The 17,448-nt window shown below is 62.9% G+C and carries 13 protein-coding genes and 1 pseudogene; 7 read left to right on the top strand and 7 right to left on the bottom strand.

From position 1 onward, the window contains the following. Positions 1-191 precede the first annotated feature (191 nt). The gene (locus ABLE86_RS22325; protein ID WP_348781194.1) at positions 192-815 is read right to left on the bottom strand and encodes a flavin reductase family protein; all 624 of its coding nucleotides are present in this window, start codon (positions 813-815) and stop codon (positions 192-194) included. Between the two features lie 436 nt (positions 816-1,251). Here ABLE86_RS22325 and ABLE86_RS22330 point away from each other — a divergent pair, with 436 nt between their 5' ends. From ABLE86_RS22330 to ggt, 7 genes are read left to right on the top strand one after another with little or no spacing between them, the layout of a single operon-like run. Continuing rightward, complete coding sequence (locus ABLE86_RS22330; protein ID WP_348781195.1) at positions 1,252-2,028, top strand: IclR family transcriptional regulator; 777 nt, start codon at positions 1,252-1,254, stop codon at positions 2,026-2,028. 3 nt (positions 2,029-2,031) lie between these two features. Further along, entirely contained in the window at positions 2,032-3,552 is a 1,521-nt protein-coding gene (locus ABLE86_RS22335; RefSeq protein WP_348781196.1) for an ABC transporter substrate-binding protein, read from the top strand. A gap of 37 nt (positions 3,553-3,589) precedes the next feature. After that, positions 3,590-4,507: an ABC transporter permease gene (locus tag ABLE86_RS22340; RefSeq protein WP_348781197.1), complete on the top strand. Its 918-nt coding sequence runs from the start codon at positions 3,590-3,592 to the stop codon at positions 4,505-4,507. A 7-nt stretch (positions 4,508-4,514) separates the two neighbouring features. Then, entirely contained in the window at positions 4,515-5,411 is an 897-nt protein-coding gene (locus tag ABLE86_RS22345) for an ABC transporter permease (protein ID WP_348781198.1), read from the top strand. A gap of 1 nt (position 5,412) precedes the next feature. Continuing rightward, positions 5,413-6,462, top strand: coding sequence for an ABC transporter ATP-binding protein (locus ABLE86_RS22350; protein ID WP_348781199.1), 1,050 nt, complete (start codon positions 5,413-5,415; stop codon positions 6,460-6,462). Beyond that, positions 6,459-7,424 carry an oligopeptide/dipeptide ABC transporter ATP-binding protein gene (locus ABLE86_RS22355; protein WP_348781200.1) on the top strand — a complete coding sequence of 322 codons (966 nt, stop codon included), beginning with the start codon at positions 6,459-6,461 and terminating at the stop codon, positions 7,422-7,424. Before ABLE86_RS22350 ends, ABLE86_RS22355 begins: the two co-directional genes overlap by 4 nt. A 16-nt stretch (positions 7,425-7,440) precedes the next feature. Continuing rightward, a complete protein-coding gene (gene ggt / locus ABLE86_RS22360) occupies positions 7,441-9,054 on the top strand; it encodes a gamma-glutamyltransferase (RefSeq protein ID WP_348781201.1) in 1,614 nt (537 codons plus the stop codon). A gap of 140 nt (positions 9,055-9,194) precedes the next feature. On the opposite strand, the gene ABLE86_RS22365 is transcribed toward ggt, so the two are convergent. The 6 genes and pseudogenes from ABLE86_RS22365 to ABLE86_RS22390 form a co-directional block, all read right to left on the bottom strand. After that, positions 9,195-11,210: a phage terminase large subunit family protein gene (locus tag ABLE86_RS22365; protein WP_348781202.1), complete on the bottom strand. Its 2,016-nt coding sequence runs from the start codon at positions 11,208-11,210 to the stop codon at positions 9,195-9,197. Continuing rightward, positions 11,188-11,751: a hypothetical protein gene (locus ABLE86_RS22370; RefSeq protein WP_348781205.1), complete on the bottom strand. Its 564-nt coding sequence runs from the start codon at positions 11,749-11,751 to the stop codon at positions 11,188-11,190. The genes ABLE86_RS22365 and ABLE86_RS22370 overlap by 23 nt, the downstream gene beginning before the upstream one ends. An 8-nt stretch (positions 11,752-11,759) precedes the next feature. Continuing rightward, positions 11,760-12,335 (bottom strand): DNA methyltransferase, encoded by a 576-nt coding sequence (locus tag ABLE86_RS22375; protein WP_348781206.1) that lies wholly within the window; start codon positions 12,333-12,335, stop codon positions 11,760-11,762. A gap of 410 nt (positions 12,336-12,745) precedes the next feature. Further along, positions 12,746-12,970: pseudogene (locus ABLE86_RS22380) on the bottom strand (ParB/Srx family N-terminal domain-containing protein); the annotation flags it as partial. Positions 12,971-13,634: 664 nt separating this feature from the next. Beyond that, the gene (locus tag ABLE86_RS22385; RefSeq protein ID WP_348781203.1) at positions 13,635-15,176 is read right to left on the bottom strand and encodes a hypothetical protein; all 1,542 of its coding nucleotides are present in this window, start codon (positions 15,174-15,176) and stop codon (positions 13,635-13,637) included. A gap of 388 nt (positions 15,177-15,564) precedes the next feature. Beyond that, positions 15,565-16,773, bottom strand: coding sequence for an FRG domain-containing protein (locus ABLE86_RS22390; RefSeq protein ID WP_348781204.1), 1,209 nt, complete (start codon positions 16,771-16,773; stop codon positions 15,565-15,567). Positions 16,774-17,448: the final 675 nt, after the last annotated feature.

Below are 17,448 nucleotides of genomic sequence, written 5' to 3' on the forward strand. Positions count from 1 at the left end.
CTACGGTGGCGAGCGCCTCGCCGCTGGCGTTGGCCACGTTGGGCCGCGAGGCGAATGACAACTCAATAGACGCTACCTCGGAGTCTACGGCAGCAGGCCAGGAGTATACTCTCTGCGGGGCGACGCAGCGTTAGCGAAGAGGGATGAGCTGCCAAATGGTTCGCTCAACACTCGCAACTGCGCTGAACGCTCTAAAGCCCCGGCAGCGAATCATCCCGGTCGTCGGGCCGCATCAGCGTGAACATATCGGTCACGTTTGCGTAGTCTCGGTATCCGCATCTTGCCACGACTTCGGCTTTATCAGTCCTGAACCGCCCATCCTCCAGGAACGCCCGATCGATATGGACACCGACGACTTCTCCTATGATGAGGAAACCGTCCAGAGGCCGCCCGCCCCTGTCCCTGAGGACGAGGAAATCGGCTACGACGCATTCAAGCGAAGCCGGGCTCGCTTTAACGCGCGGCGGCTTCACTAGGGACGACGGCGCCATCTCTAGTTTGGCGTAGTCGAATTCGCTCTCACCGCGTGGCAAGGATTTCGACGATGCGTTCATGGCATCGACGCTGTTGGCCGTCACCAGATTTACGACGAACTCCCCGGTATCTCGAGCATTGACGACACTGTCCTTCAGGCCCTCGCTTGCGAAGGAGACCATGGGAGGCTTGCCTTGAACGATGGAAAAGAAGCTGTAGGGCGCCAGATTGGCTCGGCCGTCGCGGTCCACCGTTGAAATCCAGCCGATCGGCCGAGGAGCCACGATCGCCTTGAACGGGTCCCAGGGCAGGGGATGCCCCTTCGAAGGTTCATAAAACATGCGTTACATCGACATTTTCATTGGAGCGCCGGAGATGTTCATCGCCGGTCTTGCTGCTGAGTGAAAGATGGCGGAGCCGACATTCGGTTGGTCGTCACATTGGGCCTGATCGAAATAAACTTTGGAACAGGACGGGGCGCAACGCGGTCGCGTCAATGGCGGAACTGTCCCACGCTTGGGAATCTCCTGATCGTCCTCGTTGCAGAGTGGCATTGGCTATGGGTGTTTTTGCTCTGTTTATCCGATATTCGGACCTATAGTCCGTTTGCGCACTAACCTTCCGTGTGGGGATCAAACTGTCAATGAGTTTTGTCGCCACTCGCCAGCTGCCCCATGAACACGAAACGGGCGACCCCGATTTGCCGCTTGACTCGGCGTCAGCGGCTTAGTACGTGTCCATTTACAGGACCTTGAGTCCGATAATCGGACCAATCAGATGACGCAACGCAAAGTTCCAGAGCAAAGTCTTTCGGTTCAGAAGGCGGTCGCCATCCTCAAGGAGGTTGGGGCGGCCGACAGCCCGATCTCGACCACCGAGATTGTTGCCCGCGTCGGCTACGGAAAGACGGTTGTCCTGCGCATCCTTGCCACGTTGCTGGCTGAGCGGATGATCGAGAGGGACCCTTCCACAGGCGGTTACTTCGCTGGCTCCACGCTGGTCCAACTTGCCCAGCAGGCTCTGCAGAAGAACCCCCTCATCCTCCAGGCAACGCCTGCTCTCGACGAGATCTCGCGGATCACTGGCGACGCCGGCCTCCTCATGGTGCTGAGCGATGACGAATCGCTGTGCGTCGCCAAGCGCGCGGGAACCACGCCGATCCGCAACGTCGGTACGGAATTGGGCACCCGCTCCCCCATCCATGCGGGCGGCGGTCCGTTCGCGCTGCTGGCGTTTTCCGATGATGCCTTCATCGACCAATATCTGTCCCGTCCCCTGAAGAAGCTAACCGAGCGGACCGTGGTGGATCCGGCCGCCATCCGGCAGCGCATCGCGGAGGCGAGGCAACGAGGCTTCACGATCGGAAACGAAGATCTCTTCGAATACATCGTCGCTGTCGGTGTTCCCATTCGGGACAGCAGGGGCAAGTTGCTCGGGAGCCTGAGCATTGGCGGCATCGCCGCGCGCTATCCGAGCGAACGATGCATCGAGGTGGGCGAGAAGCTCATGGCAATCGTGGCGAGCCAGTCCGGCAAGCCGAACAACAGGGAGTGAGGAATGAAGAAGCTGATACTGCTGGCAGGTGTTGCCGCTATGGCGTTTTGCGGCAATGCCATGGCGCAGCAAGAGGCCAACAAATTGCGCTGGGCCAGCACGGTTTCCATTACGGCGCCAGACCCATATTACAATTTCCATCGCGAGGCGATGATCCTGAACGGACAACTGGTCTGGGACACGCTCATACACCGCAACCCCGAGACCGGTGCATACGAGCCCATGCTGGCGACGTCATGGGAATGGGTGGACGATGTCACCCTGGTATTCACCCTTCGCGAAGGGGTTAAGTTCCATGACGGCAGCGACTTCAACGCCGCGGACGTAGTCTACACCTACAACTACATCTCCAACCCGGAGAACAAGATCAACGTCCAGAGCAATGTCAACTGGATCAAGAGCGCGGAAGCCTTGAGCGACTACAAGGTTCAGCTCAATCTCCATGCGCCGTTCCCGCCGGCTCTGGAATATGTGGCGAGCCTGCATGCGATGCTTCCTGAGGGCTTCTACGGCGCCAACAACGCCGCCAAGATCGACGGCGGGCTGATCGGCACAGGTCCGTACAAGTTCGACAGCTTCGTTCCCGGCACATCGATGGCGCTTTCGAAGTGGGAAGGCTATTTCGACGGCAGCCCGAAGGGCGATCCGGAACTCTCCGCAATCGAATATCGGGCAATCCCGGATGCTTCCACCCAGATGGCGGAACTCATGGGGGGAGGACTCGACTGGATCTGGTACGTCCCGGCGGATCAGGCCGAGCCTCTTTCGAGCGTGCCTGATGTCACGGTCAATCCGGCCGAGACGATGCGCATCTCGTTCCTGTCGTTCAATCTCCGCGACATGGAAGGCGGCAATCCGCTGCAGGACATCAGGGTGCGCCAAGCGATCGCGCACGCCATCGATCGGGAAGCAATCGTCAAGCAGGTTATCGGACAGGGTTCGACCGTCGTCACCTCGCCTTGCTTCCGCACGCAGTTCGGGTGCCCGGCTGATGTTCCGCAGTACCCGTACGATCCCGAGAAGGCCAAAAGCCTGCTGAAGGAAGCCGGCCTTGAGTCGGGCGTCACGCTTGACCTCGTCTCGAACTCCAGCCGCGACCGGGCGTGGGCAGAGGCCGTCTCGGGCTACCTGTCGGCGGTCGGGGTGACCGTGAACATCCAGGCTCTCCAGTATGCCGCCGTTTCGGAGCGGATCGCCGGCAACAACACGCACCTGTTCCTGGGGGACTGGGGCTCCTACGGCATCAACGACGTGTCCGCCTTGTTGAACAACTTCTTCACGCTTGGCGCGGACGACATGGCCCATGACGCCCAGGTTTCGGATGCGCTGAAGGCGGGAGCGGCCACCATCGACCAGGATGTCCGCCTCGAGAAGTACACGTTCGCGACCAAGCGCATCAACGAGCAGGTGCTCTGGCATCCGCTGTGGACCAACCCTGTCACCTATGCTCATCGCGCAGGCCTTGAGTTCAGCTCCTTCCCTGACGAGAACCCCCGCTTCTATCTCGTGAAGTGGAAGAAATAGCACAGCGCGGCTAACCGACGAACGAGGAGGAATCTGCGTGCTTGTCTTCACGCTCAAGAAAATGTTCGTGGGTCTCCTCGTGATGCTCGCGGTGTCGGCCATCGCGTTCGCGCTGACGAACGTGGCGGCCGACCCGGCCAGGACTCTCGCCGGGGAGGGCGCCACATCGGCCGACGTCGAAGCGATACGGGTCGCCTATGGCTTCGACAGGCCAATCTTCACCCGATACGGTGAATGGCTCGGCAATACGCTCCAGGCAGATTTCGGCGAATCCTATCGCCAGCGCCGCCCGGTGACGGAGGTGATCTCCGAGCGCTTGCCAGTCACGCTGACGCTCGGAGGTATCGCCTTCGCGCTGGCCATGCTGATCGCGGTGCCCCTGGGAATTGCCGCCGGTCTCAGCCCCAACTCGTGGGTGGACAGGCTGGCCTTGGGGGTGGCCATCGTCGGCCAGGCGATGCCCTCATTCTGGTTCGCCCTGATCGGGATTACCGTGTTTAGCGTGGGACTGAAATGGCTTCCCGTGTCCGGTTCGTCGAGCTGGGCCCATTTTGTGCTGCCCTCGGTGGTTCTCGCATACTATGCCACGCCGACGCTGATGCGGCTCACCCGCGCCGGGATCGTTGAGGTCATGGGGTCGGATTATATCAGGACCGCGCGGGCGAAGGGGCTCGGCCGTTCCAAGGTGGTCCTCAAGCACGCGCTCAGGAATGCAATCCTCCCGCTGGTTTCGGTAGCGGCCGTGCAGTTCGGCTTCATGTTGGGCGGGTCGGTCGTCATCGAAACAATCTTTGCCATGCAGGGTGTGGGCTATCTCGCGTGGGAGGCCATCTCCTACTCGGATCTTCCCGTGATCCAGGCGATCGTCCTGGTGATCGCGTCGATCTACGTCGTCCTGACCTTTGCGGCAGACCTGCTCAATGCGTGGCTCGACCCGCGCCTTCGGACCAACTGAGGCGACCATGACCGAAGCTGCAATTCCATCAACGCCAAGGGTGAAGGACGTCCTCTTCTCGGCCTTGGGTCACCGCAGCCTGCTGATCGGAGCTATCGGCCTGACGCTGATCCTGGTCCTCGCGATCTGCGCACCGCTGTTCACCTGGCACGACCCCTATGCCCAGGATCTGGCAAGCCGGCGCATCCCGCCGGTTTGGTACGCCTGGTTCTGGGATCACCCAACCGCGAGCTGGGATCATCCGCTCGGCACCGACAAGCTGGGACGGGACTACTGGTCGCGCCTCCTCTATGGCGGCCGCATCTCGATTTTCATCGGAGCTGCGGCAACGCTGATGTCCGGCCTCATCGGGACGTCGCTCGGAGTCACGGCCGGCTATTTTGGCGGGCGCATCGACATGGCGATCTCGTTCCTCATCACCACACGGCTGACCTTGCCCGTTGTCCTGGTGGCGCTCGCGACGGTGGCGATGCTCAATGCATCCCTGACTGTCATAACGCTGGTCCTCGGTCTTCTGCTGTGGGATCGCTTCGCGGTGGTCATGCGCTCGGTGACCATGCAGATCCGCTCGCAGGAATTCATCGTGGCGGCCAAGGCCATCGGATGTTCCACACCGCGCATCATTCTTTCCGAGATCCTCCCGAACGTCGCAGCTCCGCTAACGGTTATAGCCACCATCGAGATGGCGACCGCGATCCTGTATGAAGCCTCGCTGTCGTTCCTCGGCCTCGGCGTGCAGCCGCCACTCCCCTCCTGGGGCCTGATGCTGGCGGAGGCGAAGCAGGAGATCTTCTTCTCGCCTTGGATGATCACGCTACCGGGCATCGCGCTGTTTGCGCTGCTCATCTGCATCAATCTGCTGGGCGACGGCATCCGTGACGTCACCGCTCCCGGAGGCCGGTGAGATGACATTTGACAGACAAGACCGGGTCATCCTTGAGGCCCGCAACCTCAACGTGAGACTTGAGACTTCTCGCGGCAGTCTGCACGTCGTAAGGGGGCTCGACCTTGAGGTCTCGGCCGGCGAAACCGTCTGCATCGTCGGCGAGTCTGGCTGCGGCAAGTCCATGACGTCCCTGGCCCTGATGGACATCCTGCCACGCTCGGGGACGCGCACGGCCGACAGACTGACCTTTGAAGGAAAGGATATTTTATCTGCTGGCGAGCGCGCAATGTCGCGTATTCGTGGCGATCGGATGTCGATGATCTTCCAAGAGCCGATGACGACGCTCAACCCGGTCTACACGATCGGCGATCAACTGACCGAGCCTTTGTTGCGGCACCGGAACATCTCCAGGCGCGAAGCCTATCAGAAGGCCGAGGAGATGCTCGAGAAAGTCGGGATCAGCGGGGCCGCGCGGCGTCTGGGCCAGTACCCGCATCAGCTCTCCGGTGGTCTGCGGCAGCGAGTTATCATCGCCATGGCCCTGATATGCAATCCCAGCCTCGTCATTGCCGACGAGCCGACGACGGCGCTCGATGTAACGATCCAGGCACAGATATTGTGGGTCTTGAAGAACCTACAGAAAGAGCTCGGCATGGGGATGATCTTCATCACCCACGACCTGGGCCTTGTCTCGCGCATCGCCGACCGGGTGCTGGTGATGTATGCGGGAAAGATCGTCGAGCAGGGGTCGGTCAGGGACGTCTTCCGCAACCCTCGCCATCCCTACACGCAGGGCCTCCTGAGGTGCATCCCCGTTCCCGGAATGACCAATGTCGGGGCGAGGCTCGGATCGATCCCGGGGGTCGTTCCAAGCCTGTTCGAAAAGATCAACGGATGCGGATTCAGGACACGGTGCCCGCGGGCTATGGAAGCCTGCTCGGTCGGCGAGATTCCGCTGAGGCAAAGCGCCTCCGGGCACCTCGACAGGTGTTTGCTTCCCGAAAGTGAAGTCGGTCGCGTGTGGAGCGACAATGATCAATTCGAAACACTCGAGGAGGCGGTTCGATGAGCGCGTCGTTGCTGGCCGTCTCTGGCGTCACCAAGACCTACCGGGTCAGCCAGGGCATGTTTTCACCCAGGAAGCCGCTCAGCGCACTGAGGGCGATCGATCTCACGATCAACAAGGGCGACATCCTTGGCATTGTCGGCGAGTCGGGTTGCGGCAAGTCCACCCTAGCCAAGATCCTTCTCGGCCTCGAAAGGCCGACTGAGGGTCAGATAACCTTCGAGGGCAAGGATCTTAGGTCAGTCAACACCGCGATGATGTCGCGGCGCGTGCAACCGGTGTTCCAGGACCCGTACTCCTCCCTCAACCCGCGAAAAACGATCGGCTCGATCATAACGATGCCGCTGAAGGTCCACCGGATCGGAACGCCGCAGACGCGTCACGAGATGTTGCGTGAAATCATGGACGGGGTAGGGCTGCCGGCCCGCCTGGCGGATTCCTATCCCAACCAGCTGTCTGGCGGACAGCGTCAGCGCGTTGCGATCGCAAGGGCGTTGGTGATGCGGCCGGAACTGGTGATCTGCGACGAGCCGACCTCGGCCTTGGACGTGTCCGTGCAGTCGCAGATTCTCAACATGTTGATGGATCTGAAGGACCGGTTCGGCCTGACATATGTCTTCATCAGCCACAACCTGGCGGTGGTCGAGCACATAGCGACGCGGATTGCGGTCATGTATCTGGGGCGCGTCGTTGAACAGGCTCCGGCGGCAGAATATTTCGCGTCCCCGCGGCATCCATACAGCAACGTGCTGATGGCGTCCGTGCTCACGCCCGATCCGGACCTCGGCGTGCCCGACCTCAACCTCGGAACCGTTTTCCCGAACCCCCTGGATCCACCGTCCGGCTGTGCGTTTCACCCCAGATGCCCGCGAGCCATGGAAGTCTGTTCCAGGGTTCAGCCCGCAGCAATCCCGGCCGGGGAAGCACTCGTCGAGTGCCACCTGTATGGCTCCGAATCCCAATGAAATGGAGAACAGATCAATGAGCATCTCGCGATCTATGGTTGTCGCGCCGCAACCGGAGGCCGCCGAAGCGGCCGCCGACATATTGGACGCGGGCGGAAACGCCATCGACGCGGCAATTGCCTGCGCCTTTGTCCAGGGCGTCGTCGATCCGCTGATGACCGGCATCGCCGGTTTCGGCAGCATGGGAGTTTTCTCCAGGACCACGGGCGTTCACGAGTACATCGATTTCCATGCGCCGGCCCCCAAGAGGGCGCGTGACGACATGTGGGCGGACCTGATCGTCGGGGAGGCGCGGGACGGCTACGGCTTCATCACGAAGGGCAATGTGAACGACATCGGGTACCAGTCGATTTGCGTGCCGGCTGCCTTGCGCGCCTACGAAACGGCTCACGCGAAGTTTGGCAGACTCCCCTGGGCCGAGGTGATGGCACCTGCGATCGATTGGGCAAGGCGCGGATGGACCGTGCGGCCTCATGTGGCGGCATGGTGGTCTGCCGAAGGGGCCATGGGCCGAATCGGCGGACCGGAACGCCTCAGCTATACCGAGGCCGCGAAGGAACTCTATTGCGACGATCACTCCAGGCCCAAGCAGGTCGGTGCCACCGTCGTCAACAAGGACCTGGCAGCCACTCTGGAAGAGATTGCCCGGTCGGGCGCGGATGCCTTCTACAGAGGCGACATCGCGGCCAGGATCGCGGAAGACATGCAGGCCAACGGCGGACTTTTGTCACGCGAGGACCTGGCCGACTATGCTCCCGTTCTCACGTCCCCCGTCTGGGGCGACTATCGCGGCTACCGCGTTGCCACCAACCAGCCGCCGGGCGGCGGCCTGATGCTCCTGCAGATGCTCAACATCCTTGAGAACTTTGATCTGCGGTCGCTCGGCCATAACTCTGCCGAGTATATCCGCGTCGTTTGCGAGGCCATGAAGGTGGCGACCGCCGACAAGGATCGTTACATCGGCGATCCGAAATTCGTCGACGTGCCTGTCGATCGCCTACTCTCAAAGGCCTATGCGCAGGATATCGCCGATGGCATTCGGCAGGGCCGGAAATTTGAGGTGCCGCGGTTCAATTCCGGACATCCCTCCAAGGACACGACGCATCTGAGTGTTGTCGACAAGGAGGGCAACTGCGTATCGATGACCCATTCCCTCGGCATGCCTTCGGGCGTGATCACGAAGGGCCTGGGCTTCATGTACAATGGCTGCATGGGCGTCTTCGATCCTCGACCCGGTCAGACGGGTTCGGTCCATCCGGGCAAGGCGCGGTTCAGCTCCATCTGTCCGACCTTCGTCTTCAAGGGCGACACCCCCTATGTGGTGGTGGGAGCGCCCGGCGCCACGCAGATCGCCATGGGCGTGCTGCAGGCTGTCCTGAACGTCCTTGATTTCGATATGAAGATGAGCGACGCGGTCGCCAGTGCGCGCTTCTCTGCGACCAGTAACATCATCGACGTGACCAACAGGATTCCGAGGCGCGAAACGCGCAAGCTGGAGGAGCAGGGCTACACGGTAGAGCGCAGTCCGCTGACCTACGGCGTGGCGTGGGTCCACGGGATCCGGATTGTTGACGGAGCACCCGACGGCGGGGCAGATCCGGGAGCAGATGGCATCGTGCTGTCGGTCTGAGGTCTCGGCGCGTCGCCGGTTTCGGCGGCGCGCCTGAACACGCTTCGCAACAATGTGCGGCGAAATTCGACATGAGAGCTGGAATGAGACACGCAGAGGCGGCGGGAACTTGCCGGCGTGATTGCTCTTCGTGTGCCGCTTTACGACATCCAAGAACTTCGCCGGATGCGCCGTCCCTGTCGCCGCCTGCTTTTGAGCGTGTGTGTCTGAGGCGGTGAAGCTGAAGGACTGGATGCGGCCTCAGGACCCGCTTCTGGCGCTGCGACCAGTGGCTCGGCCCGCAGGCCAAATTCTTCCTCGAGATCGGCCCAGTGCGAGGACGGCCAGCGGTCGGCGCCAATCAGCCAGGCGGCGGCACGGGCGTAGACCCGGCAGTCGAGTGCCTCGTTGCGTTCTCGCAGCTTCTGCCATTCCAGTCGCGAGAAGCCGCGCTTGGTGCGCACCGTCACCAGCTGCTCGCCGACAAACTGCTTGCACCACTCGCTGTCGATCCAGGCGGGCAGGTGGACGGTGCCGGCGGGGTAGGTTGCGCCGGCGTCGAGTTCCTCCTCGCTCGGCCGCGGCAGGCGCAAAAAGCGGTAGGTCTCGGCCTTGAAGGTCGAGCCGCCCACGGTCCACAGCTTGGCGCCGCGGCGCAGGCGTTTTCCGCGGGACGTTGCATCGACATAGGTCGGCCCGGTGACCGGACTGGCGCGGTTGAAGCTTTCGACGCCCTTGATCGGCGCGACCTGGGCCGCGCCGGACCGCCTGGCCCAGGCATAGACGGCCGGCGCCTCATAGCCGGTGTCGATCGCCAGCCTGAGGAGGCGCATCGCCTTGCCCGAGGCGCTTGGCCAGCTGCGGGACAGCAGCTGGTCGAGGCCGCTCCAGCAGGCGGCATCGCCGGGGCCGCCGTCGAGCACGACATGGTCGATGAGCCAGCTTTCCAGGCCGCGGCCCCAGGCCCAGACATCGACCTCGATGCGATCCTTCTGGACATCGGCGCCGGCGGTGAGGAACAGCCCGCCCGCGGGCACCGATCCGGCCGGCCAGGTTTCGCGGCGGTCATGCAGGCGCTGCCAGTCCGGCGCCTCGCCGGTCTCGACCCAGGTCTCGCCCAAAATGGTGTTGCGGAAGGCCTTGAGCGATTCTTCGGAGCCTTGCGCCGCCTCGAAGGCGCGGACGATCGCGGCCCAGGACAGCCAGCCGGCCGGGGAATAAAGCGCCGAGAGATGGAAGCCGGCCGTGGCGCCATCGCTCGCCGTGGCGGTGGCCCGCCACGCGCCCTGCTCGAGCATGGCCGTCTTGCTGTGCTCGCCGATTGCAGCGTCGCAGGCGGCGCAGTGATAGCGGACGCTCTCCGGCTTGCCCTTGTCCCAGCGCAGCCGCTCGAACCTCAGCCACTGCATGACGCCGCAGGCGGGGCAGGGGACGTGGTAGCGGCGCTGGTCGGAGGCGTCGTATTCGCGCTCGATGCGCGACAGCCCGCGGATGGTCGGGGTCGAGGCCAGAAACACCTTGCGGCGGTGCGCGAAGGTGAGCGAGCGCGACTCGGCCAGCGTCACCGGATCGCCCTCGTCATCGGCCGAGGCCGGATAGGCATCGACCTCGTCCAGGAAGATGTAGCGGGCCGGGGTCGAGCGCAGGCCGACGGCGGAGTTGGCGCCGGTCAGGATCAGGATGCCGCCGGCAAATTCCTTCGACAGCATGGTGTTGCCGGCATCGCGCGAGCGCGCCGGCTTGACCCGGTCCCGCAGCGCCGGGCTTTCCTCGATCAGCGGATCGATGCGGTGGCGCGAGTTGCGCTTGGCCAGCTCCACCGTCGGCTGCACGGCCAGCATCGGCCCGGGCGCCTGATGGATGACAAAGCCGATCCAGTTGTTGCCGGCCTCGGTGGCGCCGACCTGCGCCGCCTTCATGAAGACGACGCGCTGGGTGGCCGAGCCCGGCGACAGGCAGTCCATGATCTCCTGCATGTAGGGCGTGCGGCTGGTGCGGTAGCGGCCGGGTTCGGCCGAGGCCCGGGCCGCCAGCATGCGGTGCTTGTCGGCCCAGTCCGAGACGGTCAGGAACGGGTCGGGCCGCAGCCCTTCGCGCCAGGAGGCGCACAGCTCCTCAAAGCCGGCAAAGTCGGCCAGCCCGCCTTCCGGCGGCTCATCGGAAGTCGGCACGAACATCGGCCAGCTCCGCGAGATGGGTGCGCACCTGGCGCTCGAGAAGCTCGTGCATGGCCGCCGCATCGACGCCGAGCTCGGCCGCCATCACCGCGGCCACCCGACCCGGCCAGTTCACCCAGGCGTCGCGTTCTTCGCGCGCCAGCCGGAACATCAGGATCTTGGCGCGATCGAGCGCAACCAGTTCGCCCTTCAGCTTCTGAAGCTTCAGGCGGCGTTCCTGTGCCTTCAGCACCTCGTTGGCGGTGCGGGCCTGCAGGAAGGTTGTGGAGCCACTCACGGCCGGTGCCGAGAGGCCCTGCTCGCGCAGCGTCTCGCCGACGGCGGACAGGGCCGCCTCCGGCACCGGCTTCAGCCTGGCCCGGGCAGGCGAGGGGCGCTGCTTGGCCGGATCGGTCAGCGCCGCGCGGCGGGCGTCCGAGCCGACGGCATCGATCGAGCCGTCGGCAAACAGCACCAGGCGGCCGGCAAGGCGCGCCTTTTGCACGGCGCCGCGGGAGACGCCGGCATGGGCCGCATACTGCCGCTCGCTCAGGCCCTGCATGACCGCCACTATGCCCCCGAACCCTGGCGCACCGCCTGGCGGCCGGTGAACCGCTGCCAGCGCTCGACCGCCACATCGCAGTAGCGCGGGTCGAGTTCTAGGGCGAAGCAGGCGCGGCCGGTGGTCTCGGCGGCAATGAGCGTCGTGCCGGAGCCGCAGAACGGCTCGTAGACGGCAGCCCCCGACGCGCTGTTGTTGAGCATCGGCCGGCGCATGCATTCGACCGGCTTTTGCGTGCCGTGCACGGTGGCGCCGTCCTCGCTTTGATCGCCAGTGCCGATCGCCCAGATCGTGGTCTGGTCACGGGCACCCTGCCAGTGGCCGGTGGCGCCGTCCCGCACCGCATACCAGCACGGCTCGTGCTGCCAGTGATAGTGGCCGCGGCTCAAGACCAGGCGCGGCTTGGCCCAGATGATCTGCGCGCGAATGCCGAAGCCTGCGGCGACAAGACTGTCGGCCACGGTCGAGGCATGGACACCGGCATGCCAGACATAGGCGACGTCGCCGGGAAACAGCGCCCAGGCCTCGCGCCAGTCGGCGCGGTGGTCATTCGCCACCTTGCCGGTCCTGGCCGTGGCCGAGATACCTGAGGCGTTGCGCCACTGCGGATCATAGTCGACGCCGTAAGGCGGATCGGCACCGCTCCATCAAGCAGCCGCGCGACGTCGGTGGCTTGGGTGGCATCGCCACAGAGCAGCCGGTGCCGGCCCAGAACCCAGAGATTACCGGGCCGGGTGACCGCTTCGGCCGGCGGCTCGGGAACGACGTCCTCGCCAGCCGCCGCACCAGTGTCGTCGCCAAGCTCGCCCAACAGCCGATCGAGTTCGGCCGCGTCGAGGCCGGTGAGGGCAAGATCAAAGCCGTCGTCGCTCAGCGCCTGAAGCTCTTCGGACAGCAGGCCGTCATCCCAGCCGCCGAGTTCGGTGAGCTTGTTGTCGGCAATCCGATAGGCCCGCCGCTGCGCTTCGCTGAGATGCTCGAGCACGATCACCGGCGCCTGGTCCAGCCCAAGCTCACCGGCCGCCAGGATGCGGCCATGGCCGGCAATGACCTCGCCCTCGGCCGAGACCAGCACCGGGACCGTCCAGCCGAACTCGGCCATGCTGGCGGCGATCTTCGCCACCTGCTCCGGGCCATGCGTCTTGGCGTTCTTGGCATAGGGCCTCAGCCGCTCAAGCGGCCACTGCTCGATGACTTCCGGTGCGAACTGGATGGTCATGCTGCCCCCGATCAAAAGCCGGCTTCCGGACTCCGCTGCTGGACCCTGCCGTTGGACCCCGCCTGGATCCAGCTGGACTCCGGGATCCAGCTGGGGTCCACCCCTCAGGGCCGCAACATCAACGCGCAATCAAAGGCTTACGCGATCAGGCTTCTGGCTGGACTCCCGGGTGGCTTCCCAAAAAATTCGCCCTGTCGCTGGCGATGCGCCGGGCTGCGCCCCCCGGCATAGGTTTATCCGCCCGGAAGGACCCGTGCCGAGGCCCGCCAGTGACTTATCCCGGCACTATAGCAGGCGTGTAAGTCGCTGAAAAGGCGCAGCAATTTCGCTGTTCTGCTTTTGTTTTCGCTGCAGTACGACGCTGGCTGTCGCTTGAGTCTGGTCGGCCTCGGCAGGGCGGTAGCTCAAGAAGTTGTGTGAGCATGAGCCGCGAACGGATCACTCCCCCCAAGCATGGCGGTCAGGATGACCCGCCGTGGCACGAGGCACGGCTGGTCTTTTGATTGATGGCGAAAACAAGGGTCAAGACACATACTGAGCGAGATTTCTTCCCCCACCTAGCCACGCAAAGGTCGAGCGGACTCGAGGACCCTTTGGGGTCAGCCGCAGTCCTTGGCCAACAGTGGGGGTGGTCGGGCGCTCCATGGCAAAACGTATTCTGACTCTAGAGCCAGTTGGCAAAACGAGAGACAATGCGGTTTTGAGGCCGCTCTCGCAGTTCCTGAAGGGACATCGTGTCCATTTCGAGGGCCTCTACGCCCCTGAAGATTACGACGATCGCTTTCTTCATCAGCTCAACGTCCATGCCACCGTGACCGTGGTCATGTCCATGATGGCCGGCATGGCCGCCGTCGTCGACCGGGCCCTCCCAAGGGTCGTCGACACTAACCCATGTGCCGTCGACTACGAACCACTCGACATCCTTGAGCTGTTGTCGCTTGACCGTACCGGGCCGCGCGGCTTCCTGCGCCTTGAACCAGTCTTCGACGCGGTCATCGACCCAGCCGTGCAGTCTCCAGAACACCGGGTGGACGTGAGAGGAGAAGGTGGCGCCCAGATGATCATTCGAGGGATCGAACCAGCCTTGAGCGAAGTCGTCGTCCTGCCGCCCCTCCGGGATGGCAAGTCCGTTCTGAGCAGGATCCCTCTGGACCGAGGTCCAGCGCATATGCATCCAGTTATGGATCGTGAACTCGATCCACGCGCCGAGCTCGCCGAGTGTGACCGAGGCGAGCCAGGCGGGATTGGTGTATTGAACCTCCCACGATCGGAACCGGCCATTGAAGATCGCTGGGTTGCGGAGCGCCGCCAGCCAAGCGGTCGTGCTGGCGTCATCCGGCACGATCCAGGCAGGCGGCACCGCGTAGCCGTCGATGTTGCCGATCACGCGCTTTGCGCGGTCGGGTGCGAAGTCGGCGAGGGCTCGAGGCTCGGGTAGCCTCTTCCAGCCGGCGGGAGCGTTGGCGCCGGCGATGTTGCGCACCGCTTTGATCATACGCCGGTGCATGAACAGGAAATCCTCGCCCGAATGGTTAGCCAGATTGACTGGGCCGAGACCGGCTGATCGTTCTTTGTTGGGTGTTCCGGGCTGCCAATTGTGGTCGCGAAGCCAAGTCTTCTGCTCTTCGGCGAGGTCGTCCCAATTGTCTCGGCTCGCATGCCATAGCTGATGATGAAGGCGCATCTCGGGACTTGCCAGCATCGCCACGACCGGCTCGGGGAGGGGTGTCGCTACGCGGGATTCCACGAAGTCGTGTTTCACCGCATAGAAGGAATAGCTCGCACCGGCCGGCGCGCCATCATGCTCTACCGTGCGGATCACAGTTCCGACGAGCGTCGGCTTCTGCTGCGCCGAGGGCTTGAAGTTAGGATCTCGCGGCCAGGTCGGGGTCAGCACACATTGATAATCGTAAATCCATGATTCCCAGGGCGATCCCTTGCGGCCGACAGCGCGTAATGAGACCGACACCGGATCGCCATCCGAATAGCTCCCCTCGACCGACAGGAACGGATACGGCTTTCCATTCCCATCGTCGGCGGGCGTTGGATCAACGCGTTCGCCGAGGTGACCGAACACACGCTTCGTGGCCGGATCGATGTCCAGATAGAGTTCAGCTTGCCAAAGTTGAATCCCGCCGCTCGGCTCGGCTCCGTCCTCGACATTGAAGAAGCTTCTGTAAGTCCAGATACCGCGAAGTGCTTCCATGACATCCCCCAAGTGCCTCGCACTAAAATGGAGCCGCCGATTGTTTTTGATGAAGTTATAACGACGAATGCTTGCATTAATCTACTAGAAGTCATCACAATTGCAACGCGCTCGAAAAGAGAAAAGAACCGTGAGTTCCCGGGAGAATCCGGCGCACCTTGAGACAGGAAGGTTCAACTTGGTCGAGACTCTCTTTTAGGGCTGAGTGGTTCAGAGCCGCCATACGGCGATCGAAAGGCTGTCGACGCCCAAAAATGCCGTCGAGCTGGTTCTGGATGGGCAAAACTTGTTTACGCCAGAGCGGGCAATAGGGCTCCTAGGGTGGCTTTGGCGCACTCCTGGACTGAACAGTTTCCTTTGTGGGGTGTCGAGGTACAGCCCTAGTCTGCTAAGCCTTCGCCATCCGGTGATGGCGCAGCGTTGCGGCAAGTTTGCGAAGCTTCAACTTGAGGTCGGCATTGTGCGGCATAACCGTGATGCCGCTCTCGTCGGGCGCGACTCCCCGTAGCAGCCAAGAAAAAAACTCCGGATTGTCGTTCGCGAGCATGCCGACCGTATCAGGATGATATATCAACCCGCCTTTTACTGTTCGCAACGCCATCCGGTCCACGAAGTCTAGCATGACCTCGATCGTATCGCCCAATCCGAGCAGCCCCTCCATCCCGGTGCGGTGCATCGCAGGATGGCACCCGTGCGGGACGGTGAATTGGAACAGCGCAGGCATCCCGGCATCCCGCTCGGCGGGAGATTTCGCGCTCTCCTGCGTCGCCCATACCTTGAGCTTCTCAAGCCAGTCGTCTGCAGGCAGCAGGTCCAACTGGCGAGGCAACCCGTCACCAAATACACGGACGAACTCAAACCGTTGGGCGGATGGGAACACGATGCGATTGAGACGTCCGCGCAACTGCGCCAGCTTCGATCGGGGCACCTCAAGGAAAACCCCCCGTTGCAGGTAGGGGCGGTCAACGAAGACTGGAGGCAGCACGATGCGGAGGCCCAGCTCCTTCGCGGTCTTGAGATCGATCCAATCAATTGCACTCTGGCTGGGGGCGGGTTTCATGTTGGGTGCCGGGCATGCAAACCACATCGCGACCAGAGCGTTCGTCGTGAAGTCGAGTAGGTTCGTCCTCATACCGTAGTGCTGGGCGGCTGCGCTTCCGGCGCGGCGGCTCGGGCGTGGGTAGTCCTGCATGCCGTCGGATCGATAGATCTCCCTGAACATCTCGTAAGCGACTTGCGCGAACAAGCTCGACGCTAGCCGGGCCCGCTTCCGCTCGGCGGGTAGCAGGCGCTGAAGCCCGCTCTGGACCGCCCAACCGGCTTCGGCCTGTCCCCGAAATAGGACCATAGGCGGGAGTTCAACTCGCCGTTTACCGTTGATGACGTCGCCTAGTAATCCAATCGTCCCTTGCCACTCGAGGTGGAATTGCAGCCACGCAAGGGCGTGCGTTGCCGACGGCGCTTCCCATAACGGCTGGGCGCCCGTCACTTGCGCCGCCAATCCCTGGATCTTATCGAGGAAGGGGTGGCCCTCCCGCGTGAACCCGCCATCATCCGAGGTCATATCAGCTTGCAATCCCTTCGCCTGTTTATCCATTAGCCAAGCGGGGCAGTTCGGCGAGCAGCTCCGCAGATCGCGCGGGTAGAACGATCCCGATCCACCGCTAACAGGATACACTCAATTTCTGTGATTGACCGGTACTATGCGTAACCCACAATGCACGTAGGGTATTGAGCAGAATAATTGTGTGTCAATCCAGTCAAATACATAATGATTCCCCAGTATATTATGCGTATCTGTGGATGAGCTCGGGTGTAGGTTACGCAATGTATTTGCCAAGGCAATGACGAAGGGGTCGGCTACTCGGGCAACGTGCGGCTTTCATTGGTCGACCGTCAGTGTCCACAGCGATGAAGAATATTCGGCCATCGGCCTGGCGTAGGTATCTCTCGGGGTCGGGCTTCGATGGGCTTCAAACCGCAACCTGCTCCGGCGAGTAGTCGTGGATGCTGGCTGCATGAACTGATGCATTAGAATGGATCGCAAACGCGTCAGCGTCGGGGAAGATGACTCGGCATGATCGGAACGGGTCGACGGCAGAAGGTCTGCCTAGCGGCTAAATCTCCCCCATAGCGGACCGACGGCTTCCGTGAAGAGTTTCGGGCGCCGGCAGGCGTACGAAAGTCCCCGAGGAAGGAACCCGCGGCCCACGGGCGATGCCTATGGGGATTTTGGTTTGGGGCCGGTGTCAGGGATGGCGTGTCCGCCGCC

Source organism: Mesorhizobium sp. KR2-14, from assembly GCF_040049255.1.
Classification (GTDB): Bacteria; Pseudomonadota; Alphaproteobacteria; order Rhizobiales; family Rhizobiaceae; genus Pseudaminobacter.